Raw genomic sequence first — 22426 nt, 5'->3', positions numbered from 1 at the left:
GGTCTCAGACCCGGGCAGCGGTCACAGCGGCCGAACCCCAGGTGGTTCTCCAGCGACGTTTCACCCCGTGCAGACCGAACCAGGCGAGTACGCCAAGGCTGGCGAACAGCCACAAGGCCAGTTGATAGCTGCCGGTGCTTTGCTTGATTGCGCCCATGCCCGCCGCCAGTGCGAAACCACCGATGCCGCCGGCCATGCCGATCAAACCGGTCATCACGCCGATCTCCCGACGAAAACGCTGCGGGACCAATTGGAAAACCGCGCCGTTACCCGCACCCAAACCGAGCATGGTGCAGACGAAAAGCGCCAGTGCCGCGTAGGAACTCGGCAAGTTGAAACCCACCGCCGCGATGCAGACCGCTGCAACCGTGTACATCCCCAGCAATGTGCGAATCCCGCCGAATCGGTCCGCCAGCGCGCCGCCCAATGGACGCATCAGGCTGCCACCGAACACACAGGCTGCGGTGTAGTAGCCGGCGGTGACCGGGCTCAGGCCGTATTGGTCGTTGAAATAGCCGGGCAGGGCGCTGGCCAGGCCAATGAAGCCGCCGAAGGTCACACTGTAGAAAAACATGAACCACCAGCTGTCGCGGTCGCCCAATGCCTTCAAGTAGTCGGACATGGACTTGGCTTTCGGCCGCTCAGGGGCGTTTTTGGCCAGCCAGGCGAACACAATGATGGTCAGGATCAGCGGGATCAGGGCGAAACCGAAGACGTTGCTCCAGCCGAAGGCGGCCGCCAGCACCGGGGCGATCAATGCGGCGAGCACGGTGCCCGAGTTACCGGCACCGGCGATGCCCAGGGCCTTGCCTTGGTGCTGCGGCGGATACCATTGCGAGGCCAGCGGCAGCGCGACGGCGAACGACGCACCGGCCATGCCGAGGAACAGGCCCAGCACCAGCGCTTGCTCGTAGCTGTGAATGCCGAGTTTCCAGGCGCCGAACAGCGCACAGATGACGATCACCTGGCCAATCAGCCCGGCGGTTTTCGGCGACAGGCGATCAGCCAGCAAGCCCATGACAAAGCGCAATACCGCCCCGGCCAAAATCGGCGTGGCCACCACCAGCCCGCGCTGTTGGGTGGTCAGGTGCAGGTCGGCGGCGATCTGCACCGCCAAGGGGCCGAGCAGGTACCAGACCATGAAACTCAGGTCGAAATAGAGGAACGCTGCGAACAACGTCGGCGTATGACCGGATTTCCAGAAGCTTGAATTCATCGCGCACCTCAACTGTAGGGAGTCTCGAGAAGGAGTCAGGAGCTTGCAGGTGGGGCGCCGCCTCGGCCGCACCACCGGCCCCGATCTCTGGGGCCAAAACGAAAAAACGCCGCCACCCGATTCGCCGTGGGCAAATGAGGTGAGCGACGTCTTTGTCGTAGGTGGGGCAACCGCCGTTGGTTACCTGTAGTGATTACTTAGCCAGATCTGTGCCAACAGGTGAAACCGCGTCGTGGCGGTTCGCGGGCAAGCCTCGCTCCTACAGGTTTTGTGGTGGGTTCAGAAGTTGTGGGTTACACAAAACCTGTAGGAGCGAGGCTTGCCCGCGAAGGCGTCTTCACAGGCTCCGCAAGGCCTTAGCCCAGCAGTTCACTCATGGCAATAATCTGCTCCGCCACCTGAATCAGCTTCTGCTGCCGGCTCATGGCCTGGCGGCGCATGAGGGTGTAGGCCTCTTCTTCGTTGCAGTCCTTCATTTTCATCAGCAGCCCCTTGGCCAGCTCGATGCGCTTGCGCTCGGCCAGTTGCTGGTCGCGGGCGTTGAGCTGGGCGCGCAGGGCCTGGTCGCTTTCAAAGCGGGCCATGGCGACGTCGAGAATCGGCTGCAAGCGTTGTGCGTGAATGCCTTCGACGATGTAGGCGCTGACGCCGGACTTGATCGCCTGACGCATCACACCGGGGTCGTGTTCATCGGTAAACATCACAATCGGCCGCGGTTGGTCGCGACTCACCAGCACGACTTGCTCCATCACATCGCGGCTCGGTGACTCGGTATCGATCAGGATCACGTCCGGACGCACCGTTTCGACGCGCGCGGGCAGGTCGATGGTCAGGCCGGATTCGTCGATCACCTCGAACCCGGCTTCGGTCAGGGCCGCTTTCAGGCGACCGACTTTCTTCGCGGTGTCGTTGATCAGCAGGATACGCAACATATTCGCAATCTCCTGTCAGCGGCTGGCGAGAAGGGGCGAGCTGTCGCTCATGGCGTGCAACTTGAAACTGCGGGCATAGCCGGTCGGGTCGGAGCCGTCCCAGATTTTGCCGTCGATCAACTGGCTGCTGCGCATTGCCTCGCCCTCGGAGGCAACACCGACTGCGCTGGCGACCTCTCGGTACAAGTCTAGTTGTTGGACCTGACGGGCCACGCCGAGGTAATCCGGGTCGTCGCGCAACAGGCCCCAGCGGCGGAACTGGGTCATGAACCACATGCCGTCGGACAAGTACGGCACGTTGACCTCACCGCCCGCATGGAAACGTAGGGCGTGCGGGTCCTGCCAGCGATTGCCGAGGCCATCGGCGTAGTCGCCGAGCAAGCGCGGTTCGATGCAATCGAGCGGCGCATCAAGGTATTCGGGTGCGCTCAACAGCTTCGCGGTGCTGCGGCGGTTTTCGCTGCTGTCTTCGATAAAGCGGCTGGCTTCGAGGATCGCCATCACCAACGCCCGGGCGGTGTTCGGGTACTGCTCGACAAAGGCGCGGGTGCAGCCGAGGACCTTTTCCGGATGGTCGGGCCAGATGCTTTGGCTCGTCGCCATCGTGAATCCCTGGTTCTGCTTCACTGCGCTGGCGGACCACGGCTCGCCGACGCAGAAACCATCGATGCGCCCGGCTTGCAGGTGCGTGACCATCTGTGGCGGCGGCACCACCACGCTGTCGACGTCCTGCAACGGATGGATGCCCTGACTTGCGAGCCAGTAATACAGCCACATGGCGTGGGTGCCTGTGGGAAATGTCTGGGCGAAGGTCAGTTTTGGGCGACTTTGGTGCACGTGCAGGTGAAGTGCTTCAGGACTGGTCACCCCCAAGGCCTGCAAGCCATGAGAGAGGTTAATGCTCTGGCCGTTCTGGTTCAGGCCCATGAGCACCGCCATGTCGGTCGGCGCCACGCCGCCGATGCCCAGGTGCACGGCGTAGATCAGACCGTACAGGCTGTGGGCGGCGTCGAGTTCGCCGCTGACCAGTTTGTCCCGCAGGTTGGCCCAGGACGACTGGCGCTTGAGGTTCAGGGTCAGGCCGTAAGGCTGCGCGAAACCCTGCGTGGCCGCGACCACCACCGAGGCGCAGTCGCTCAGGGCCATGAAGCCGAGGTTGATTTCAGTCTTTTCCGGGGCATCGCTGCCATTGACCCAGGCCAGTGGGCCTACTGTGGTTTCATTCATGGCTAAACACCTTCCAAAAAAAAGCGCCGTACCGGGCTGCTTGCCAGGGCAAGGCCAGGTGACGACGCCTTTGTCTTTTGACTCATCCCGCCGTTGGCATGAGTGCTGATGTCAGTGATGGTGCAAGGCATATGCCATCGCCCGCTGATTTTGTCGCGCACCTCGCTTGCGACCGCGATGCACGGCTATAATCGCCGCCTCATTTCGCCGCCATTCGAGTCAAAACCGCCCATGTACACCCTGGCCCGTCAGCTGTTGTTCAAACTTTCCCCGGAAACCTCCCACGATCTGTCCCTGGACCTGATCGGCGCGGGCGGGCGTTTGGGCCTCAACGGTTTGCTGTGCAAGGCGCCGGCGAATATGCCGGTGAACGTCATGGGGCTGGAGTTTCCGAACCCGGTAGGTTTGGCGGCCGGTCTGGACAAGAACGGCGCGGCCATCGACGGGTTTGCCCAGCTGGGTTTCGGTTTTGTCGAAATCGGCACCATCACCCCGCGTCCGCAGCCGGGCAACCCCAAGCCACGGATTTTCCGTTTGCCGGAGGCCGAGGCGATCATCAACCGCATGGGGTTCAACAACCTTGGCGTCGATCACCTGCTGGCGCGCGTGGCGGCGGCCAAATACAAAGGCGTGCTGGGCATCAACATCGGCAAGAACTTCGATACGCCGGTCGAGCGCGCCGTCGACGATTACCTGATCTGCCTGGACAAGGTCTACGCCCATGCCAGCTACGTGACGGTCAACGTCAGCTCGCCGAACACCCCGGGCCTGCGCAGCCTGCAATTCGGCGATTCGCTCAAGCAATTGCTGGCTGATCTGGCGACCCGTCGCGCAGAACTGGCCCTGCGCCACGGCAAACATGTTCCGCTGGCGATCAAGATTGCTCCGGACATGACCGACGAAGAAACCGCACAGGTCGCGCAGGCGTTGATCGAAACCGGGATGGACGCGGTGATCGCCACCAACACCACCCTGAGCCGCGTGGGCGTCGAAGGCATGGAGCATGGTGACGAAGCGGGCGGTCTGTCCGGCGCACCGGTTCGCGACAAGAGCACCCACACCGTGAAGGTGCTGGCAGCGGAACTGGCTGGTCGCTTGCCGATCATCGCCGTGGGCGGCATCACCGAGGGCAAGCACGCGGCCGAGAAAATCGCCGCGGGGGCAAGCCTGGTACAGATCTACTCCGGCTTCATCTACAAAGGCCCGGCGTTGATTCGCGAGTCCGTCGACGCCATCGCCGCCCTGCGCTGAACCCCTGTGGCAAGAGTGCTTCTGGGCTGAGGTGAGTTCTTTGTGGCGAGGGGATTTATCCCCGTTGGGTCGCGAAGCGGCCCCAAAACCAGTCAACTCGGTGAATCAGTCAAAACTCATTGGCAGGATTTGCGACGGCTTCGCCGCCGAACGGGGATAAATCCCCTCGCCACAAAAGCCTACCGCAATTTTTACAGGCATAAAAAAGGGCTCCTCGAAGGAGCCCCTGGGCCGGAGCCCGCCGCCCGGATGGGGCGTGCGTGGTAAGTCGTTACGTAATCAGATTGTCGTGTCGGAGTGTGTGCCCTGTGTTAGCCGACGGCGTGAAGTTCGTTGAGTCTGTGGATTCCCGCAGTGCCGGTCATACCGTCCCAGTTGTCGCCGCGTCCTTCTCGCCAGCCGTTAATCCAGGCTTGGCGTACCGACGGTAGAGTAAATGGGCAAAGCTCACGGGATTTGCCACCAACGCCATATTGATATCCGCGCAAAAATGCTCTTTCCAACGGATCACGCTTAAGTCTTCTCATAGGGTGTTGCCCTCACTTGTTGACTGTATTTATCGCGTCGACCTCAATTGAGGTCTGGCAGAAAAACTCCTGCCGTTGGGGCTCGCTGCCGGCGTCGCGAGCCAAGGTGTTGACGTCGTTGCGGCGTCAACCTGTGTTGAGTTCTAACCAATGCGTCACATCGAGGGAATGACCGTTTTGTCATAAGAACGTAACCATAAAGATGCTAAGGCCATAAGTAACACGATGTTTGTCCCGTGTTTATTGGTCAAAGCCCTGTATGATCGGCCCCCCGCAGGATGTTGGGGTTAATCCTTTAGTGAGAATGGCTCCTGTTGAGCAGGAAGACTATTCGACGAAGGGTCGGCTTATGACATTTTGTTGCATCAACTTTTTTATCTGCCTGTGCATCTAAGCTCTTCTAACCTGAGCAGCACAGGTGGGACGGCACACCTTCGTGCCACGCGGGCGCTCTTTTAGAAAAGCGCCTGATTGAAAACCGGGCCGGCAATGCGTTGCCGGTTCACTTAGCTAAAGGCTCTGAAATTCCAATGTCCGATCAATTCGAAATCTTCCTCACTTGCCCCAAAGGCCTTGAAGGCCTGCTGATCGAGGAAGCCGTCGGGCTTGGCCTTGAAGAAGCACGTGAGCACACCTCTGCCGTGCGCGGCATGGCCACCATGGAAACCGCTTATCGTCTGTGCCTGTGGTCGCGTCTGGCGAACCGGGTGCTGCTGGTGCTCAAGCGTTTCCCGATGAAGGACGCCGAAGACCTGTACCACGGCGTACTCGACATCGAGTGGCAAGACCACATGCTCAACGACGGCACCCTGGCCGTTGAGTTCAGCGGTCATGGCTCGGGTATCGACAACACTCACTTCGGCGCCTTGAAAGTCAAAGACGCCATCGTCGACAAACTGCGCACCCCCCAAGGCGACCGTCCTTCCATCGACAAGCTCAACCCGGACCTGCGCATTCACCTGCGCCTGGACCGTGGCGAAGCCATTTTGTCCCTGGACCTCTCGGGCCACAGCCTGCACCAGCGCGGATATCGTTTGCAGCAGGGCGCGGCGCCGCTGAAGGAAAACCTCGCGGCCGCCATCCTGATCCGTTCCGGCTGGCCACGCATTGCGGCCGATGGCGGCGCACTGGCTGACCCGATGTGCGGTGTCGGCACGTTCCTCGTCGAAGCGGCAATGATCGCCGCCGACATGGCGCCGAACCTGCGTCGCGAACAGTGGGGCTTTACCGCCTGGCTCGGTCACGTGCCGGCGCTGTGGAAAAAACTCCACGAAGAAGCCACCGAGCGCGCCGCAGCCGGTCTGGCCAAGCCACCGCTGTGGATTCGCGGTTACGAAGCCGACCCGCGCCTGATTCAACCGGGCCGCAACAACGTCGAGCGTGCGGGTCTGAGCGAGTGGATCAAGATCTACCAGGGCGAAGTCGGCACCTTCGAACCGCGCCCGGACCAGAATCAGAAAGGTCTGGTGATCTGCAACCCGCCTTACGGCGAGCGTCTGGGCGACGAGGCGAGCTTGCTCTACCTCTACCAGAACCTTGGCGAGCGTCTGCGTCAGGCCTGCCTGAACTGGGAAGCGGCGGTGTTCACCGGCGCCCCGGACCTGGGCAAGCGCATGGGCATCCGCAGTCACAAACAGTATTCGTTCTGGAACGGCGCCTTGCCGTGCAAATTGCTGCTGATCAAAGTCACTCCGGACCAGTTCGTCACCGGCGAGCGTCGCACCCCGGAACAGCGTCAGGTTGAGCGTGAGCAGGCCGAAGTCGAAGTCGCAGACAATGACGTGGCACCCGGCAAATACGAGAAGTACAACAAGAACGGTAACCCGATCAAACCGGCCCCGGTGGTGATCGAGCAACCGCGCTTGAGCGAAGGCGGTCAGATGTTTGCCAACCGCCTGCAAAAGAACCTCAAGGCTTTGGGCAAGTGGGTCAAGCGCGAGGGCATTGATTGCTACCGCGTCTACGATGCCGACATGCCGGAATATTCCATGGCCATCGACCTGTATCAGGATTGGGTCCACGTCCAGGAATACGCCGCGCCTAAATCCATCGACCCGGAAAAAGCCTCGGCGCGCATGTTCGATGCCCTGGCCGCCATTCCGCAGGCCTTGAACATCGACAAGAGCCGCGTGGTGGTCAAGCGCCGCGAGCGTCAGAGCGGCACCAAGCAGTACGAGCGCCAAGCGGCGCAAGGCAAGTTCGTCGAGGTCAACGAAGGCGGCGTGAAGTTGCTGGTGAACCTCACGGATTACCTCGACACCGGGCTGTTCCTCGACCACCGCCCAATGCGTATGCGCATCCAGAAAGAGGCGGCCGGCAAGCGCTTCCTCAACCTGTATTGCTACACCGCGACCGCCAGCGTTCACGCGGCCAAGGGCGGTGCGCGCAGCACCACCAGCGTCGACCTGTCGAAAACCTACCTGGACTGGGCGCGTCGCAATCTGTCGCTGAACGGTTTCTCCGACAAGAACCGTCTGGAGCAGGGTGACGTGATGGCATGGCTCGATGCCTGCCGTGACGAGTACGACCTGATCTTCATCGACCCGCCGACGTTCTCCAACTCCAAGCGCATGGAAGGGATCTTCGACGTGCAGCGCGACCAGGTTCAGTTGATCGACCTGGCCATGGCGCGCCTGGCGCCGGGCGGCGTGTTGTACTTCTCCAACAACTTCCGCAAGTTCACGCTCGAGGAAAACCTCGCCTCGCGTTATGCCGTTGAAGAAATCACCGCCCAGACCATCGATCCGGATTTCGCCCGTAATGGCAAGATCCACCGTGCCTGGAAAATCACAGCCCGTTGACAGATAAGTGATTGGATCCACAGGGCCTTGATTTTTAAAGGCTCTTGGGTCCTTTCAGTGCTGGTCAAATTAGTGGCTAATGGCTATAACTCACTCATGGCCAATGGGCTTTTCCGGCACCTGGCATTTTGAGTTGCCTCTATGTCGTTTCAGGCCGTGCGCCCCAAGATCCTGGGTTTTATCAGTGAAGATGTCTCGGCCTGGCTGGTCGCGCTGCTGGTATTGCTCGTCGGCGGAATTCTGACGGGATTGCTGGCCTGGTCGACACTGAATCTGTTTCACCAGCAATTGCGGCAACGTTTCCAGCTGCTCGCCAGCGAACGTTACAGCCGCATCGAAGAACGTTTCGAAGATCAGGAGCAGCGCCTCGACGGCCTGCGCCGGTTCTTCGCCAATTCCGAGTCGGTCTCCCGCGCGGAGTTCGACGGTTACACCCAACCGTTGCTGCACCGCACCCAGGCGTATTCATTCGCTGCACGGGTCACCCGTGCCGAGCGGGCAGAGTTCGAGCGCAAGGTGCGCGAAGAAGAAGGTTTGAGCGACTTCACCCTGCGTGAGCTCAATGCCGAGGGCCAACTGCAATTGGCCGCCGAACGGGATGAATACGTGGTGGTGCTCTACAGCCAGACCCTAAGCCGACTCGGCTCGCCGCTCGGCTACGACTTGTTCGCTCAGCCGTTGCGCCGCGCCACCCTTGACCGGGCTGACAAACTGGGCAGCATGGCCGTCTCGCAACCGATGCATCTGGTCGGCATCGAACCGGCCTATGCGCGGGGGGTGCTGCTGGTGGCGCCGGTGAAGCGTCAGAGTGATGCGGCGACGGCGGCCGCGAAACCCTACGGCTATGTGATGGCAGTGATCAGCATGCGCCAGTTGCTGGCGGACGGGTTGCCGGAGGCCAGTTATGACTATCTCTCGGTGCGCATTCTCGACCTGTCCACCGACGATCAGCACGAAGTGCTTTACGAGTCCTTTAACTCGCCTGCGCCCAGTGAATTGTCCGCGACACGCCTGCTGCGTATGGCCGACCACGACTATCAAGTCGACATCCTGCCCAGCGAAACCTTTCTGAAAGCCAACCATTCCTCGGTGACCAGCCTGGTGGTGCTCGGTGGTTTGCTCAGTGTGCTGCTCAGTGCGTTGCTCTACGTGCTGGTCAGCCAGCGCCAGCGCGCGCTGAAGATGGTCGAGCAGCGCACCGAGGAATTACACGCCCGTGAGCAGGAATTGCGCGGCACCCACGGCCAGTTGCACGGCGTGCTGAATGCCGCGACCCAGGTAGCGATCATCGCTACCGACCTGCGAGGCGTCATCAGCACCTTCAACGCCGGAGCCGAGCAAATGCTGGGCTATTCCAGCGCTGAAGTGGTGGGGCGCATGACCCTGGAAAACCTGCACTTTCCCCGGGAGCTGGTTGCACGCTCGGCGGAGCTGAGTGCGCGGTATGGCAAGCCGATTCCGACCTGTCAGGCGATGTTGGTCGAAGGCGGGGAAGAGGGCGGTCACGAAGCGCGGGAGTGGACGCTGGTTCGTCAGGATGGCAGCCATTTGACCGTGAACATGCTCGCGACCCCGGTCCTCGACGAGCAAGGCCTGTGGGTCGGGCATCTGGCGGTCTGCATCGACATCACTGAGCGCAAGCGTGTTCACGAGGCTTTGGCTGCGCGCGACCTGTTGCTGAAAAAACTCAGCGCCCATGTGCCCGGTGGCATTTATCAATTCAAGATGGAATTCGACGGTCGCTTCAGCGTGATCTACGCCAGCGACGGGATTCGCGAGATCTACGAACTCGAGCCGGATGTGCTGTTGCTCAATGCAGAAGCGATTTTCACGCGAATTCATCCCCAGGACACGACCCGCGTTCGCGCCTCGATCCGCGCGTCGGCGGACACCCTCAGCCCGTGGCGCGAGGAATACCGGGTGCAACTGCCTCAGCGTGGCCTGCGCTGGGTTCGCGGCGAGGCGACCCCGGAGGAACTGCCGGGCGGCGGCGTGCTCTGGCATGGCTACATCTCGGACATTTCCGATCTGAAGCGGGTGGAGGAAGAGCTGCGGGCGCTGTCGATCACCGACTCTCTGACCGGCATCCACAACCGCCGCTACTTTCAAGAGCGCCTGACCACCGAGATGGTCAGGGTGGAGCGCGGTGGCGGCGAGTTGTCGGTGATCATGCTCGACATCGACCACTTCAAACGCATCAATGACCTGCATGGCCACGCCGTGGGCGATCGGGTGTTGCAGGTCGTGTGCGAGCGCATCGGTCATCGTCTGCGTCGTACCGACGTGTTCTGCCGCCTGGGTGGCGAGGAGTTCATGGTGCTGTGCCCGGACATCGACGGTGAACAGGCGCATGTGCTGGCCTTGCAACTGTGGCAAGGGTTGCGCAGTTCACCGATCGAAGGCGTGGGGACAGTGACTGCGAGTTTCGGGATTGCCAGTTGGCGAGTCGGGGAGGGCGCTGATGCGCTGTTGCTGCGGGCGGATTCGGGGGTGTACGCGGCGAAGCAGGCGGGACGGGATCGAGTCGAGCCGCAGACCAGCTAAAGGTGTATGCAAAACCCCTGTAGGAGCTGGTCTTTGTGGCGAGGGGATTTATCCCCGTTCGGCTGCGCAGCAGTCGTCAACCCATCCCATGCGGTTTGACTATGAAGTGCTGGGGCCGCTTCGCAGCCCAACGGGGATAAATCCCCTCGCCACACAAGCTCGCTCCCACAGTTGATCTTCAGTGTTTGGAGGGGCGGGTTAGAGCACCGAAGCCGTTTCCGGCACTTTCGGCTGGCGATACAGGTCCAGCAGCACCTGATCCAGTACCGACGATGCGCCAAACGGGGCTTTGTCGTTGAGGATCGCCACCACCGCCCAGGTGTTGCCATTGACGTCACGGCTGTAACCGGAGATCGCGCGCACGGTGTTCAGGGTGCCGGTCTTGACGTGGGCTTCACCGCGCATCGCCGTGGTCTTCAGGCGTTTGCGCATGGTGCCGTCGGTGCCGGCAATCGGCATCGAACTGATGAACTCGGCGGAGTAGGGGCTGCGCCACGCGGCTTGCAGCATCGCCGCCATCTCACGGGCGCTCACCCGTTCGGCGCGGGACAGGCCGGAGCCGTTCTCCATCACAAGGTGCGGCGCGGTGATGCCTTTCTTCGCCAGCCACTGACGCACCACGCGCTGGGCGGCCTTGGCGTCGTCACCGTCGGCGTCGGTGCGGAATTTCTGGCCCAGGCTCAGGAACAACTGCTGAGCCATGGTGTTGTTGCTGTATTTGTTGATGTCGCGAATGATTTCCGCCAGATCCGGCGAGTAGGCCCGGGCCAGTACCTTGGCGTTGCTCGGCGTCGGCGCCAGACGATCCTTGCCCTGGATGCTGCCGCCCAGTTCCTTCCAGATCGCCCGCACGGCACCGGCGGTGTAGGTCGCGTGGTCAAGCAGCGACAGATACGTCTGCGAGCTGCAGCCATCGCCCAACTGACCGCCGACCGTCACGGTCACGCTGCCATCAGGCTGAGTCACCGGGTTGTAACGCACTCCACCGGTGCATTGCTTGGAATTGACCGCTTTGACCTGGTTCTCAATGTTGATGCTGGCAATCGGTGGCTCCACCGACACCAGGACCCGGCCGTTGTCGTTGCGCGCCACAAAGCGCAAGGCCTTGAGGTTGACCAGCAGCGAGTCGGGCTTGACCAGGAACGGCTTGTTGTCGTCATTGCCGTCGTCGTTGAACACCGGCAGTTGCGGTTGCACGAAGAAGCCGCGGTCGAGCACCAGGTCACCGGTGATTTGCGTTACGCCGTTGGCGCGCAAGTCACGCATCAGCAGCCAGAGTTTTTCCATGTTCAGTTTCGGATCGCCGCCACCCTTGAGGTAGAGGTTGCCGTTGAGAATGCCGCCGCTGAGGGTGCCGTCGGTGTAGAACTCGGTTTTCCACTGATGGTTCGGGCCGAGCATTTCCAGCGCGGCATAGGTGGTTACCAGCTTCATGGTCGAGGCCGGGTTGACCGACACGTCAGCGTTGTAGATGGTCGGGGTGCCCGGGCCGTTCAGCGGAATCATTACCAGCGACAGGGCGTTGTCCGGAAGCTTGCTGGCCTTGAGGGCCTTTTCGACGTTGGGGGACAGACCGGTGTTGATGGAGGCAGCGGAAACGGAGAAGGCCAGAGGAAGAAGAAAGCCGGCCAGCAACAATGGACGCAAAGATTTGATCATGTGAAATAAAACCCTACATTCGAGGGGAAAAAAGACGAGGGCATGAAGATAAATTCCCTCAGTGGTCATGAAAGTGTCGGCATTATGCCCCAAGGTGTAACGGCTTGTGCCTTGCCGTGGCCCTCTAATCCGCAATTTTTTTACAGACGGTCAGCGACGCACCCCAGAGAGTCGGGCAATTAGCGGCTTAAACTGCTAAAGTGCCGCCCGTTATTACTTATGAGGATTGTTCCAATGGCGACTAACCGTTCCCAGCGTCTGCGCAAAAAACTGTGCGTCGATGAATTTCAAGAGCTGGGTTTCGAACTGAACCTGGATTTCAAAGAAGATTTGGCTGATGAAGCCATTGATGCTTTCCTCGACGCGTTCCTGAAAGAAGCCATGGAAGCCAACGGTCTGGGTTATGTTGGCGGCGACGACTTCGGTCTGGTTTGCCTGCAGAAGCGTGGCTCGGTGTCCGAAGAGCAGCGCGCTGCTGTTGAAGCCTGGCTCAAGGGCCGCAGCGAACTGACCGAAGCAACCGTCAGCCCGCTGATCGACGTCTGGTACCCGGAAAAGCCGATCAATCCGGTAGCTTGATGTTCTGAAAAACGGCGACCCAAGGGTCGCCGTTTTTTTATGCCTGATTTTTGTAGGTGCATGGCTTGGCTTGGCTTGCGATGTCGATCTCGGGGATGCCTTCGCGGGCAAGCCTCGCTCCTACAAAAGCCTCACGCTGAACCTGTAGGAGCGAGGCTTGCCCGCGAAGGGTCCCTCAGGCTTTACGCCAATTCAGAATCACCAGCGTCAACACCCCCGCGACAATCCCCCAGAACGCCGAACCAATGGAAAACAGCGTCAGCCCCGACGCCGTGACCATGAAGGTAATCAACGCCGCCTCACGTTCTTTCACTTCGGTCATGGCAATGCTCAGGCCATTGATGATCGAGCCGAACAGCGCCAGTGCCGCAATAGACAGCACCAGCTCTTTAGGCAACGCCGCAAACAAGGCCGCCAGCGTTGCGCCGAACACCCCGGCAATCCCGTAGAAAATCCCGCACCAGACCGCCGCCGTGTAGCGTTTGTTGCGATCCTCATGGGCATGCGGCCCGGTGCAGATCGCCGCGCTGATGGCCGCCAGGTTGATCCCGTGGGAGCCGAACGGTGCCAGCAGCAGCGAGGCGATGCCGGTGGTGGTGATCAGCGGCGAGGCGGGCACGGTGTAGCCGTCGGCGCGCAAGACGGCGATGCCGGGCATGTTTTGCGAAGTCATCGCCACCACAAACAACGGAATACCGATGCTGATGGTCGCGGCCAGGGAGAAGTGCGGCGTGGTCCAGACCGGCGTTGCCACTTCCAGATGGAAACCGCTGAAGTCCAGCAACCCCATGAACCCGGACAGCGCCGTGCCGATCAGCAACGCTGCGAGCACGGCATAACGCGGCGACAGGCGCTTGACCAGCAGATAGGTGAAGAACATACCCAGCACCAGCCCGGTGCGATGCTGGGCGGCGACGAAGATTTCGCTGCCGATCTTGAACAGAATCCCCGCCAGCAGGGCGGCGGCCAATGACGCCGGAATCTTTCTCACTAGCCGTTCGAAGCTGCCGGTCAGGCCGCAAATCGTCACCAGCACTGCGCAAGTGATGTAGGCACCGATGGCCTCGCCGTAACTCACGCCGCCCAGGCTTGTGATCAGCAGCGCCGCGCCGGGGGTCGACCAGGCGATGGTGATCGGCGTGCGATAACGCAGGGACAGGCCAATCGAGCACACCGCCATGCCAATCGAGATGGCCCAGATCCACGACGAAATCTGCCCACTGGTCAGGCCCGCTGCTTGTCCGGCCTGAAACATCAGGACCAGGGAGCTGGTGTAGCCGGTCATCATCGCGATGAAGCCGGCGACGATCGCCGACGGAGACGTATCGGCCAAGGGGCGGAGCTGCGTGTTCGTGGCGTCGTTCATGACAGCGGTGTTCCTTGTTCTGACAAAAATGCCGAACCCCCTGTAGGAGCGAGGCTTGCCCGCGAAGGCGTCCTATCATTCAACATTGATGTCGACCGGTACGACGCCTTCGCGGGCAAGCCTCGCTCCTACAAAGGATTGTGGAAGCGGCGGATTCTGCGATCAAGCCTAAACTCAAAAGTAACCAACCGTTGCGATACAGCAGAAGCGACAAACAGCCGTACAGTCGTGTTGCCACCATCCATTGTGTACAATCGCGGTGTTTTTTACGCGATACTTGCCAGCGACCCACTGTGCCGTATTACAGTCACGGCCAATTCGCCGCAGTTCTCCCGACTCGAGTGCCCATGAACGAACAGTTGCAGCCCCTAAAGAAACAACCGCGAGCAGGCAAAGCTGGCCGCAGCGGTACCCAGGACGATATTGTCTACGCGCATATCTTCGAGGCCATCCTCGAACAGCGTCTGGCGCCCGGCACCAAGTTGAGCGAAGAAGCGCTGGGGGAAATTTTCGGGGTCAGTCGCACCATCATTCGCCGCGCGCTGTCGCGCCTGGCCCATGAGGGCGTTGTGCTGCTGCGTCCGAACCGTGGCGCCGTCGTCGCCAGCCCGAGTGTCGAAGAGGCCCGTCAGGTGTTCCTGGCGCGGCGTCTGGTGGAGCGGGCGATCACTGAACTGGCGGTTCAGCACGCGACCGCCGAGCAGATTGCCGAGTTGCGGCAGATGGTCAACGACGAACGCGACAGCTTCTCCCGCGGCGATCGCGGTGCCGGTATCCGTCTGTCGGGCGAATTCCACCTGAAACTGGCCGAAGCGGCGAAGAATGCGCCGCTGATCAGCTTCCAGCGCAGCCTGGTGTCCCAGACTTCGTTGATCATTGCCCAGTACGAAAGTGGCAACCGTTCGCACTGTTCCTACGACGAGCACACCCAACTGATCGACGCCATCGAAGCGCGCAACGCTGAGCTGGCAGTGGACCTGATGATGCATCACATGGATCACATCGACAGCAAACTCAACCTCGACGAAGAAAGCGCGTCGGATGATTTGCATGCGGTGTTTTCGCATTTGTTGCAGACCAAGAAGCCTGGGCGTTCGACCGCGAAGTTGTAAGTCAGACCGAGTCGCGACCTTCGCGGGCAAGCCTCGCTCCTACAGGTACAGCGTGACCCGTGTAGGAGCGAGGCTTGCCCGCGAAGGCGTCCTCAAGGACACAAAAAAATCCCCCGCAACCATCGATTGCGGGGGATTTTTTTATACCGAAAAAACCTAGCGCTGATGCACCTGATTCCCTGCCGCATACGTCTGCAACACGGTCCGGTCATCCCCCAGCGTCATCAACACAAACAACGTCTCGGCAATGTTATTGGCCTGCTTCAAACGATAACTCAGCAACGGCGTGGCGTTGTAATCCAGCACCAGGAAGTCCGCATCGGTGCCCGGTTGCAGGGTGCCGATCTTGTCTTCCAGACGCAAAGCACGCGCACCGCCCAAGGTCGCCAGGTACAGCGATTTGAACGGACTCAGTCGAGCGCCTTGCAGCTGCATGACTTTGTACGCTTCGTTCAACGTTTGCAGCAGCGAGAAACTGGTGCCACCGCCCACGTCCGTGCCCAGGCCGACATTGAGTTTGTGCTTCTCGGCCATCGGCAAATTGAACAAGCCGCTACCGAGGAAGAAGTTCGAAGTCGGGCAGAACGCAATTGCCGAACCGGTTTCAGCCAGCCGCGCGCATTCGTCGTCGCACAGGTGCACGCCGTGGGCGAACACCGAGCGCTCGCCCAGCAACTGGTAGTGATCGTAAACGTCGAGGTAGCCCTTGCGCTCGGGGAACAGTTCCTTGACCCACTCGACTTCCTTGAGGTTTTCGCTGATGTGGGTCTGCATGTACAGGTCGGGATATTCGCTGAGCAGCTGGCCGGCGAGGGTCAGTTGTTCCGGGGTGCTGGTGGGGGCGAAGCGCGGGGTGACCGCGTAGTGCAAGCGGCCCTTGCCGTGCCAGCGCTCGATCAGCGCCTTGCTTTCGACGTAGCTGGATTCGGCGGTGTCGGTCAGGTAGTCCGGCGCGTTGCGGTCCATCATCACCTTGCCGGCGATCATCCGCAGGTCCAGCTGTTCGGCGGCTTCGAAGAATGAATTCACCGATTGCGGGTGCACGCTGCCAAACACCAGCGCCGTTGTGGTGCCGTTACGCAGCAGTTCTTTGATGAAAATGCCCGCGACTTCATCGGCGTGAGTCTTGTCGGCGAACTGGCTTTCGCACGGGAAAGTGTAGGTGTTGAGCCAGTCCAGCAACTGCTCGCCATAAGCACCGACCATACCGGTTTGCGGCAAGTGGATGTGGGTGTCGATGAAGCCGGGGGTGATCAGCGCGTCCTGGTAATGAGTGATCTCGATATCGGCGGGCAGGGTCGGCAGCAATTCGCTGGCGTGGCCGAGGGCGCTGATCTGGCCGTTATCGACCACCAGCAGGCCGTCTTCGAAATACTCATAGGAGGCTTCGATGCCCACTTCGGCGGGGTCGGCAATGCTGTGCAGAATGGCGGCGCGGTAGGCTTTGCGAGTCAGAGGCATAAAATTTCTCAATTCGTGGCTTGGCTGCGGCGTGAGGCAGGCAGCAGTTTGGCGATCGATGATCCGGCGCTGGCAGTGTGCTGGCCGAAACTGGCGTTATAGGTGGCGATGATTTCGCCGGCGATGGAGATGGCGATTTCCACAGGCAACTTGCCTTTGACTTCGCCGATGCCCATCGGGCAGCGCATGCGTTGCAGCACAGCGCTGTCGAAACCACGGTCGCGCAAGCGGTGTTCGAACTTCACGCGTTTGGTCTTCGAGCCGATCAGGCCGAAGTAGGCGAAGTCGTTGCGCTTGAGGATCGCGGCGGTGAGTTCGAGGTCGAGCTGGTGGTTGTGGGTCATGACGATGCAGTAGCTGCCGGCGGGCAGGTTGTCGATTTCATCCACCGGTTCTTCGGCGACGATTTTGCGCACGCCGTGGGGGATCTGCTCGGGGAATTCCGCTTCCCGCGAATCGATCCAGCGCACCCGGCAGGGCAGGCTGGCGAGCAGTGGCACCAGCGCCCGGCCGACGTGGCCGGCACCGAATACGGCGATCTGCGCCTGGACCTGGCCCATCGGTTCGAACAGCAACACGGTCACGCCGCCGCAGCACTGGCCCAGGCTGGCGCCGAGGCTGAAGCGCTCCAGATGGGTGTCCTGCTTGCCGCTGGCGAGCATCTCGCGGCCGATCTGCATGGCTTTGTATTCCAGGTGCCCGCCACCGATGGTGTCAAAGGTCTGGGTGGCGCTGATGACCATTTTCGAACCGGCATTGCGCGGCGTCGAGCCGAGCTCTTCGATGATGGTGACCAGCACGCAGGGTTCACCCTGGGATTGCAGGTCGGCGAGGGCGTCGATCCAGTTGTACATGTTTCACCTCTCAAGATCGTTCCCACGCTCTGCGTGGGAATGCATCTCTGGACGCTCCGCGTCCGCTGTTCACAATGCGACGCAGAGCGTCGCGGGCTGCATTCCCACGCAGAGCGTAGGAACGATCAAACCACCACCTCGGATTCGGCTTCCACGGCCTTGGCCACCTTCAACTGCCGCATCTGCTCACACCCCCACAACACCCGCTCCGGCGTCGCCGGTGCGTCGATCTTCGGTTGATGCTTGTAGTCACCCAGGCTTGCCACCGCATCCTTGATCGCACACCACGACGCGATGCCCAGCATGAACGGCGGCTCACCCACGGCCTTGGAATGGAACACCGTGTCTTCCGGGTTCTTGCGGTTTTCCACCAGCTTCACCCGCAGGTCCAGCGGCATGTCGGCCACGGCCGGGATCTTGTAGCTGGCCGGACCGTTGGTCATCAGCTTGCCCTTGTTGTTCCACACCAGTTCTTCCATGGTCAGCCAGCCCATGCCCTGAATGAAACCACCCTCGACCTGGCCGATGTCGATGGCCGGGTTCAGCGAGTCGCCGACGTCGTGGAGGATGTCGGTGCGCAGCATCTTGTACTCGCCGGTCAGGGTGTCGATGATCACCTCGCAACAGGCTGCACCGAAGGCGTAGTAGTAGAACGGCCGACCCCGCGCTTGGCTGCGGTCGTAGAAGATTTTCGGGGTTTTGTAGAATCCGGTGCTCGACAGCGACACCTGGGCGAAATACGCCTGCTGGATCAGCGCTTCGAAAGTCAGGATGTGATCGCGAACCCGCACGTGACCGTTGTGGAATTCCACGTCTTCTTCACTGACCTTGTACTGCCGCGCGGCGAATTCCACGAGGCGTTTCTTGATGATTTCAGCTGCGTTCTGCGCCGCTTTACCGTTCAGGTCGGCACCGCTGGAAGCGGCGGTCGGCGAGGTGTTTGGCACCTTGTCGGTGTTGGTCGCGGTGATCTGTACCCGGTCCATTTCCACCTGGAACACTTCAGCCACGACCTGCGCGACTTTGGTGTTCAGGCCCTGGCCCATTTCGGTGCCGCCATGGTTGAGGTGGATGCTGCCGTCGGTGTAGATGTGGATCAGCGCACCGGCCTGGTTGAGGAAACTGGCAGTGAAGGAAATGCCGAATTTGACCGGGGTCAGCGCCAGGCCTTTTTTCAGGATCGGGCTGTTGGCGTTGTAGCGACGAATCGCTTCGCGACGCTCGGCGTACTGGCTGCTTTCTTCCAGTTCGGCGGTCATTTCCTCGAGCATGTTGTGCTCGACGGTCTGGTAGTAATGGGTGACGTTGCGCTCGGTCTTGCCGTAGTAGTTGGCCTTGCGCACGGCCAGCGGATCGAGGGCCAGATGGCGGGCGATGGCGTCCATCACTTCTTCGATAGCGACCATGCCTTGCGGGCCGCCGAAGCCACGGTAAGCGGTGTTCGACGCGGTGTTGGTCTTGCAGCGGTGACCGTTGATGGTCGCATCGCCCAAGTAGTACGAGTTGTCGGCGTGGAACATTGCGCGGTCGACAATCGACGCCGAGAGGTCCGGCGAGCAACCGCAGTTGCCGGCCAGTTCCAGGGCGATGCCATGCAGGCGACCGGTGCTGTCGAAGCCGACGTCGTACTCGACGTAGAAGGGGTGGCGCTTGCCGGTCATCAGCATGTCTTCGACACGCGGCAGGCGCATCTTGGTCGGCTGGCCGGTGAGGTGGGCGACGACTGCGCACAGGCACGCCGGGCTCGCGGCCTGGGTTTCCTTGCCACCGAAACCACCGCCCATGCGGCGCATGTCGACGACGATTTTGTTCATCGACACGTCCAGCACTTCAGCGACAAGCTTCTGCACTTCCGTGGGGTTCTGAGTGGAGCAGTAGACGATCATCCCGCCGTCTTCGGTCGGCATCACCGAAGAGATCTGGGTTTCGAGGTAGAAGTGTTCCTGGCCGCCGATGTGCAGCGTGCCTTGAATGCGGTGTTCGGCGGTCGACAATGCGCCGGCCGAATCGCCGCGCTGATGAGTATGGCTGTCGAGCACGAAATGGCGTTTGCGCAGCGCTTCAACGACGTCCAGCACCGGCTCGAGATCTTCATATTCGATGATCGCGGCCATGGCGGCTTTGCGTGCGGTTTCCAGATCTTTTGCAGCAACGGCGAGCACCGGTTGACCGACGAATTGCACATCATCGATGGCCAGCAATGGATCGCCCGGCAGCAATGGCCCGATGTCTTTCAGGCCCGGCACGTCTTCGTGGGTGATGACGATGCGCACGCCTTCGAAGGCGTAGCAGGGCTGGGTGTCGATGCTGATGATCTTCGCGTGGGCGCGGTCCGACAGGCGTGCGTAAAGGTGCAACTGATTCGGAAACTCCAGCCGGTCGTCGATGTACTGCGCTTCCCCGGACACATGCTTGGTGGCGCTGTCGTGCTTGACGCTGCGGCCGACACCGGTGGTCAGGTCCTTGGCGAACAGTTCAGCCAATTCGGCCTGGGTCTTCTCTGCGGCTTGATGATTAGACATAAGCGGTCACCCGAGTCTCGATGTGCGGTGTTTGCAGTTCGATGAAGTATTTGCGCAGCAGGTTTTGCGCGCTGAGCAGGCGATATTCCTTGCTCGCACGGAAGTCCGAGAGCGGCGTGAAATCTTCGGCCAGTGCGGCGCAGGCGCGTTCGACGGTGGCGTTGTTGAACGGCGCACCGAGCAGCACGGTTTCGCAGTTGTTGGCGCGTTTCGGAATCGCGGCCATGCCACCGAACGCCACACGGGCATCGGCGATCACGCCGTTGTCGATGCGCAGGTTGAATGCGGCGCAAACTGCGGAAATGTCATCGTCCAGACGCTTGGAAACCTTGTAGGCACGGAACAGTTGTTCGGCGCTGGCACGGGGCACGATGATTTTCTCGATGAACTCGCTTTCCTGGCGTGCGGTGACCCGGTAATCGATGAAGTAATCTTCCAGCGCCATCGTCCGGCGGGTTTCGCCTTTGCACAAAACGATCTGCGCGCCCAACGCGATCAGCAGGGGCGGCGAGTCACCGATCGGCGAGGCGTTGCCGATGTTGCCGCCGAGAGTACCCTGGTTGCGGATCTGCAAAGAGGCGAAGCGTTGCAGCAATTCGCCGAAGTCCGGGTATTCGGCTTTCAAAGCTTCGTAACAATCGGAAAGGGCGGTCGCGGCGCCGATTTCCAGGCGATCGTCGAAGCGTTCGATGCGCTTCATTTCAGCGACGTTGCCGACGTAGATCATCACCGGCAGGGTGCGGTGGAACTGGGTGACTTCCAGTGCCAGATCCGTACCGCCGGCCAGCAGGCGGGCCTGTGGATAAGCGTCGTAGAGGTCGGCCAGATCGGCCACGGTCAGCGGCACCAGGCAGCGCTTGTCGCCACTGTTGAGTTCGCCGATGTCGGTGGGGGCGATAGCTTTGAGGCGAGCGATGGTGTCGGCTTCGCGAGCATCGAACTGATCCGTTTGCTTGCCGCAGCAGGATTGTTCGGCGGCGGCCAGAATCGGCCGATAACCGGTGCAGCGGCAGAGGTTGCCGGCCAGCGCTTCGTGGGCCTTGTGGGCATCGGGCTCGTCGCTGTTCTTTTGCAGCGCGAACAGCGACATCACGAAGCCCGGGGTGCAGAAGCCGCATTGCGAGCCATGACACTCGACCATGGCTTTCTGCACGCTGTGCAGTTCGCCCTGGTGCTTGAGGTCTTCGACGCTGATCAGCTGTTTGCCGTGCAATGACGAAACGAACGTCAGGCACGAGTTGAGGCTGCGATAGCGAATGTGTTCGCGGCCATCGTCATCCGTTTGCAGCTCGCCGATCACCACGGTGCAGGCGCCGCAGTCACCGCTGGCGCAGCCTTCTTTGGTGCCGGGTTTGCCCACATGGTCGCGCAGATAATTGAGCACGGTCAGGTTCGGGTCCAGGGCGTGCTCGCTACGGAGTTCCTGGTTTAGTAAAAACTGGATCACGGAAGGCCTCGCAGACTCATTATTGTTGTTAAGCGACTTGGACCGAATTTATCAGGTCTGACTTTGCGGTCAATGATTTTCTGACTTAAGGGTCAGGAAAAAGCATTTTGTCGATCAACAACTCGTTCCTACATTATTGACCCTCGCGGGTTAGCCTGCTTTTTGCTTGATTCGTGCCAAAAACCGCTGAGTGGGCACTCCGCCATGACCCTTCATGTGCGCTACACTGCGCCGCTTGTGCAGATCGAAGAGTTTGAAGGACAACCATGACGTTCAAGGCGCCGGACAGCCTCGCCGAGCAAATTGCTCACCACCTCGCCGAACGCATCATTCGTGGCGAAATGAAGCCCGGGGAGCGCATCCAGGAACAGAAGGTCACGCTGGCCCTCAATGTCAGCCGCGGTTCGGTCCGCGAAGCCTTGCTGATCCTCGAGCGCCGCCACCTGATCGCGATCCTGCCGCGACGCGGTGCCCACGTCACCGAGCTCACCGCCCACAAGGTGCAGAGCCTGTGCACGCTGATGAGCGAGCTGTATATTCTGCTCGGCAACGCCGTCGCCAAAGGCTGGCAGGTCCAGTCTGACATGGCGCCGTTCGTGCAGATCCAGCAGCGCCTGGCTGCCAGCTACGAGCGCCAGGACATCCGCACCTTCGTCGACGACAGCTTCAACGTGATGCGCGCCGCGTACCCGTTCGCCAACAATCCGTACTTGCAGGAAACCGTCGAGAACCTGCAGCCGGCCATGAGCCGTGCGTATTTCCTCGCCCTGGACCAGCGCAAGGCCTCGATGAGCGAGTTCCTCGAACTGTTCGAACGCTTGCTCGCCGCCGTGCTGGCCCGTGACTTTCCGCAGATCCGCGAAGTGCTGACGGCTTATGCCCAGCGCAGCAGCGATCTGGTGGTTTCTGCCCTGACGGACGCTTAAGC

The 22426-nt window shown here is 60.9% G+C and carries 16 protein-coding genes; 6 read left to right on the top strand and 10 right to left on the bottom strand.

Translation table 11 applies throughout. The annotated features are described in order from the left end of the window. Window positions 1-4 precede the first annotated feature (4 nt). From ACIQV9_RS10165 to ACIQV9_RS10155, 3 genes are all read right to left on the bottom strand, one after another. Window positions 5-1216, bottom strand: coding sequence for a nitrate/nitrite transporter (locus tag ACIQV9_RS10165; protein ID WP_403100710.1), 1212 nt, complete (start codon window positions 1214-1216; stop codon window positions 5-7). 356 nt (window positions 1217-1572) lie between these two features. Beyond that, a complete protein-coding gene (locus ACIQV9_RS10160) occupies window positions 1573-2148 on the bottom strand; it encodes an ANTAR domain-containing response regulator (protein WP_403100707.1) in 576 nt (191 codons plus the stop codon). A 15-nt stretch (window positions 2149-2163) separates the two neighbouring features. Then, a complete protein-coding gene (locus ACIQV9_RS10155; RefSeq protein ID WP_403100704.1) occupies window positions 2164-3375 on the bottom strand; it encodes a CmpA/NrtA family ABC transporter substrate-binding protein in 1212 nt (403 codons plus the stop codon). Between the two features lie 231 nt (window positions 3376-3606). Here ACIQV9_RS10155 and ACIQV9_RS10150 point away from each other — a divergent pair, with 231 nt between their 5' ends. Then, entirely contained in the window at window positions 3607-4626 is a 1020-nt protein-coding gene (locus tag ACIQV9_RS10150; protein WP_403100701.1) for a quinone-dependent dihydroorotate dehydrogenase, read from the top strand. A 311-nt stretch (window positions 4627-4937) separates the two neighbouring features. Here the strand turns inward: ACIQV9_RS10150 and rmf are convergent, their stop codons facing one another. Then, window positions 4938-5153 carry a ribosome modulation factor gene (gene rmf, locus ACIQV9_RS10145; RefSeq protein WP_003223300.1) on the bottom strand — a complete coding sequence of 72 codons (216 nt, stop codon included), beginning with the start codon at window positions 5151-5153 and terminating at the stop codon, window positions 4938-4940. Window positions 5154-5683: 530 nt separating this feature from the next. On the opposite strand from rmf, the gene rlmKL reads away from it, so the two are divergent. Together rlmKL and ACIQV9_RS10135 are read left to right on the top strand one after the other, a co-directional pair. Next, the gene (rlmKL, locus tag ACIQV9_RS10140) at window positions 5684-7954 is read left to right on the top strand and encodes a bifunctional 23S rRNA (guanine(2069)-N(7))-methyltransferase RlmK/23S rRNA (guanine(2445)-N(2))-methyltransferase RlmL (protein ID WP_403100698.1); all 2271 of its coding nucleotides are present in this window, start codon (window positions 5684-5686) and stop codon (window positions 7952-7954) included. Between the two features lie 141 nt (window positions 7955-8095). After that, window positions 8096-10498 carry a diguanylate cyclase gene (locus ACIQV9_RS10135; protein WP_403100695.1) on the top strand — a complete coding sequence of 801 codons (2403 nt, stop codon included), beginning with the start codon at window positions 8096-8098 and terminating at the stop codon, window positions 10496-10498. A gap of 198 nt (window positions 10499-10696) precedes the next feature. On the opposite strand, the gene dacB is transcribed toward ACIQV9_RS10135, so the two are convergent. Then, window positions 10697-12157, bottom strand: a complete 1461-nt coding sequence (gene dacB, locus ACIQV9_RS10130) for a D-alanyl-D-alanine carboxypeptidase/D-alanyl-D-alanine-endopeptidase (protein WP_403100692.1) — start codon at window positions 12155-12157, stop codon at window positions 10697-10699. A 234-nt stretch (window positions 12158-12391) separates the two neighbouring features. On the opposite strand from dacB, the gene ACIQV9_RS10125 reads away from it, so the two are divergent. Then, window positions 12392-12736, top strand: a complete 345-nt coding sequence (locus ACIQV9_RS10125) for a YggL family protein (RefSeq protein ID WP_007896965.1) — start codon at window positions 12392-12394, stop codon at window positions 12734-12736. 175 nt (window positions 12737-12911) lie between these two features. Here the strand turns inward: ACIQV9_RS10125 and ACIQV9_RS10120 are convergent, their stop codons facing one another. Next, the gene (locus ACIQV9_RS10120; RefSeq protein WP_403100688.1) at window positions 12912-14102 is read right to left on the bottom strand and encodes a benzoate/H(+) symporter BenE family transporter; all 1191 of its coding nucleotides are present in this window, start codon (window positions 14100-14102) and stop codon (window positions 12912-12914) included. Window positions 14103-14449: 347 nt separating this feature from the next. On the opposite strand from ACIQV9_RS10120, the gene ACIQV9_RS10115 reads away from it, so the two are divergent. Further along, a complete protein-coding gene (locus ACIQV9_RS10115; RefSeq protein ID WP_403100685.1) occupies window positions 14450-15214 on the top strand; it encodes a GntR family transcriptional regulator in 765 nt (254 codons plus the stop codon). Between the two features lie 156 nt (window positions 15215-15370). On the opposite strand, the gene guaD is transcribed toward ACIQV9_RS10115, so the two are convergent. The 4 genes from guaD to xdhA all read right to left on the bottom strand — a co-directional run bounded on the left by guaD (window position 15371) and on the right by xdhA (window position 21498). Next, window positions 15371-16675, bottom strand: a complete 1305-nt coding sequence (gene guaD, locus ACIQV9_RS10110) for a guanine deaminase (protein WP_403100682.1) — start codon at window positions 16673-16675, stop codon at window positions 15371-15373. Window positions 16676-16683: 8 nt separating this feature from the next. Beyond that, the gene (gene xdhC, locus ACIQV9_RS10105) at window positions 16684-17529 is read right to left on the bottom strand and encodes a xanthine dehydrogenase accessory protein XdhC (RefSeq protein WP_403100679.1); all 846 of its coding nucleotides are present in this window, start codon (window positions 17527-17529) and stop codon (window positions 16684-16686) included. A gap of 125 nt (window positions 17530-17654) precedes the next feature. Then, window positions 17655-20051 (bottom strand): xanthine dehydrogenase molybdopterin binding subunit, encoded by a 2397-nt coding sequence (gene xdhB, locus ACIQV9_RS10100; protein ID WP_403100676.1) that lies wholly within the window; start codon window positions 20049-20051, stop codon window positions 17655-17657. Further along, entirely contained in the window at window positions 20044-21498 is a 1455-nt protein-coding gene (gene xdhA / locus ACIQV9_RS10095) for a xanthine dehydrogenase small subunit (protein ID WP_403100673.1), read from the bottom strand. The genes xdhB and xdhA overlap by 8 nt, the downstream gene beginning before the upstream one ends. Window positions 21499-21764: 266 nt before the next feature. Between xdhA and ACIQV9_RS10090 the strand changes: the two genes are divergently transcribed. Further along, window positions 21765-22424, top strand: coding sequence for a GntR family transcriptional regulator (locus ACIQV9_RS10090; RefSeq protein ID WP_403100670.1), 660 nt, complete (start codon window positions 21765-21767; stop codon window positions 22422-22424). Window positions 22425-22426: the final 2 nt, after the last annotated feature.

Origin of the sequence: Pseudomonas sp. NPDC099000 (assembly GCF_044759925.1) — a bacterium.
Classification (GTDB): domain Bacteria; phylum Pseudomonadota; class Gammaproteobacteria; order Pseudomonadales; family Pseudomonadaceae; genus Aquipseudomonas.
The sequence above is the reverse complement of the archived record's forward strand: the minus strand, read 5'-3'. Positions and strand labels throughout refer to the sequence as shown.

Coding starts and splice junctions, on each gene's coding strand:
- ACIQV9_RS10165 (WP_403100710.1), bottom strand. CDS start 1,216: ATGAATTCAAGCTTCTGGAAATCCGGTCATACGCCGACGTTGTTCGCA.
- ACIQV9_RS10160 (WP_403100707.1), bottom strand. CDS start 2,148: ATGTTGCGTATCCTGCTGATCAACGACACCGCGAAGAAAGTCGGTCGC.
- ACIQV9_RS10155 (WP_403100704.1), bottom strand. CDS start 3,375: ATGAATGAAACCACAGTAGGCCCACTGGCCTGGGTCAATGGCAGCGAT.
- ACIQV9_RS10150 (WP_403100701.1), top strand. CDS start 3,607: ATGTACACCCTGGCCCGTCAGCTGTTGTTCAAACTTTCCCCGGAAACC.
- rmf (WP_003223300.1), bottom strand. CDS start 5,153: ATGAGAAGACTTAAGCGTGATCCGTTGGAAAGAGCATTTTTGCGCGGA.
- rlmKL (WP_403100698.1), top strand. CDS start 5,684: ATGTCCGATCAATTCGAAATCTTCCTCACTTGCCCCAAAGGCCTTGAA.
- ACIQV9_RS10135 (WP_403100695.1), top strand. CDS start 8,096: ATGTCGTTTCAGGCCGTGCGCCCCAAGATCCTGGGTTTTATCAGTGAA.
- dacB (WP_403100692.1), bottom strand. CDS start 12,157: ATGATCAAATCTTTGCGTCCATTGTTGCTGGCCGGCTTTCTTCTTCCT.
- ACIQV9_RS10125 (WP_007896965.1), top strand. CDS start 12,392: ATGGCGACTAACCGTTCCCAGCGTCTGCGCAAAAAACTGTGCGTCGAT.
- ACIQV9_RS10120 (WP_403100688.1), bottom strand. CDS start 14,102: ATGAACGACGCCACGAACACGCAGCTCCGCCCCTTGGCCGATACGTCT.
- ACIQV9_RS10115 (WP_403100685.1), top strand. CDS start 14,450: ATGAACGAACAGTTGCAGCCCCTAAAGAAACAACCGCGAGCAGGCAAA.
- guaD (WP_403100682.1), bottom strand. CDS start 16,675: ATGCCTCTGACTCGCAAAGCCTACCGCGCCGCCATTCTGCACAGCATT.
- xdhC (WP_403100679.1), bottom strand. CDS start 17,529: ATGTACAACTGGATCGACGCCCTCGCCGACCTGCAATCCCAGGGTGAA.
- xdhB (WP_403100676.1), bottom strand. CDS start 20,051: ATGTCTAATCATCAAGCCGCAGAGAAGACCCAGGCCGAATTGGCTGAA.
- ACIQV9_RS10090 (WP_403100670.1), top strand. CDS start 21,765: ATGACGTTCAAGGCGCCGGACAGCCTCGCCGAGCAAATTGCTCACCAC.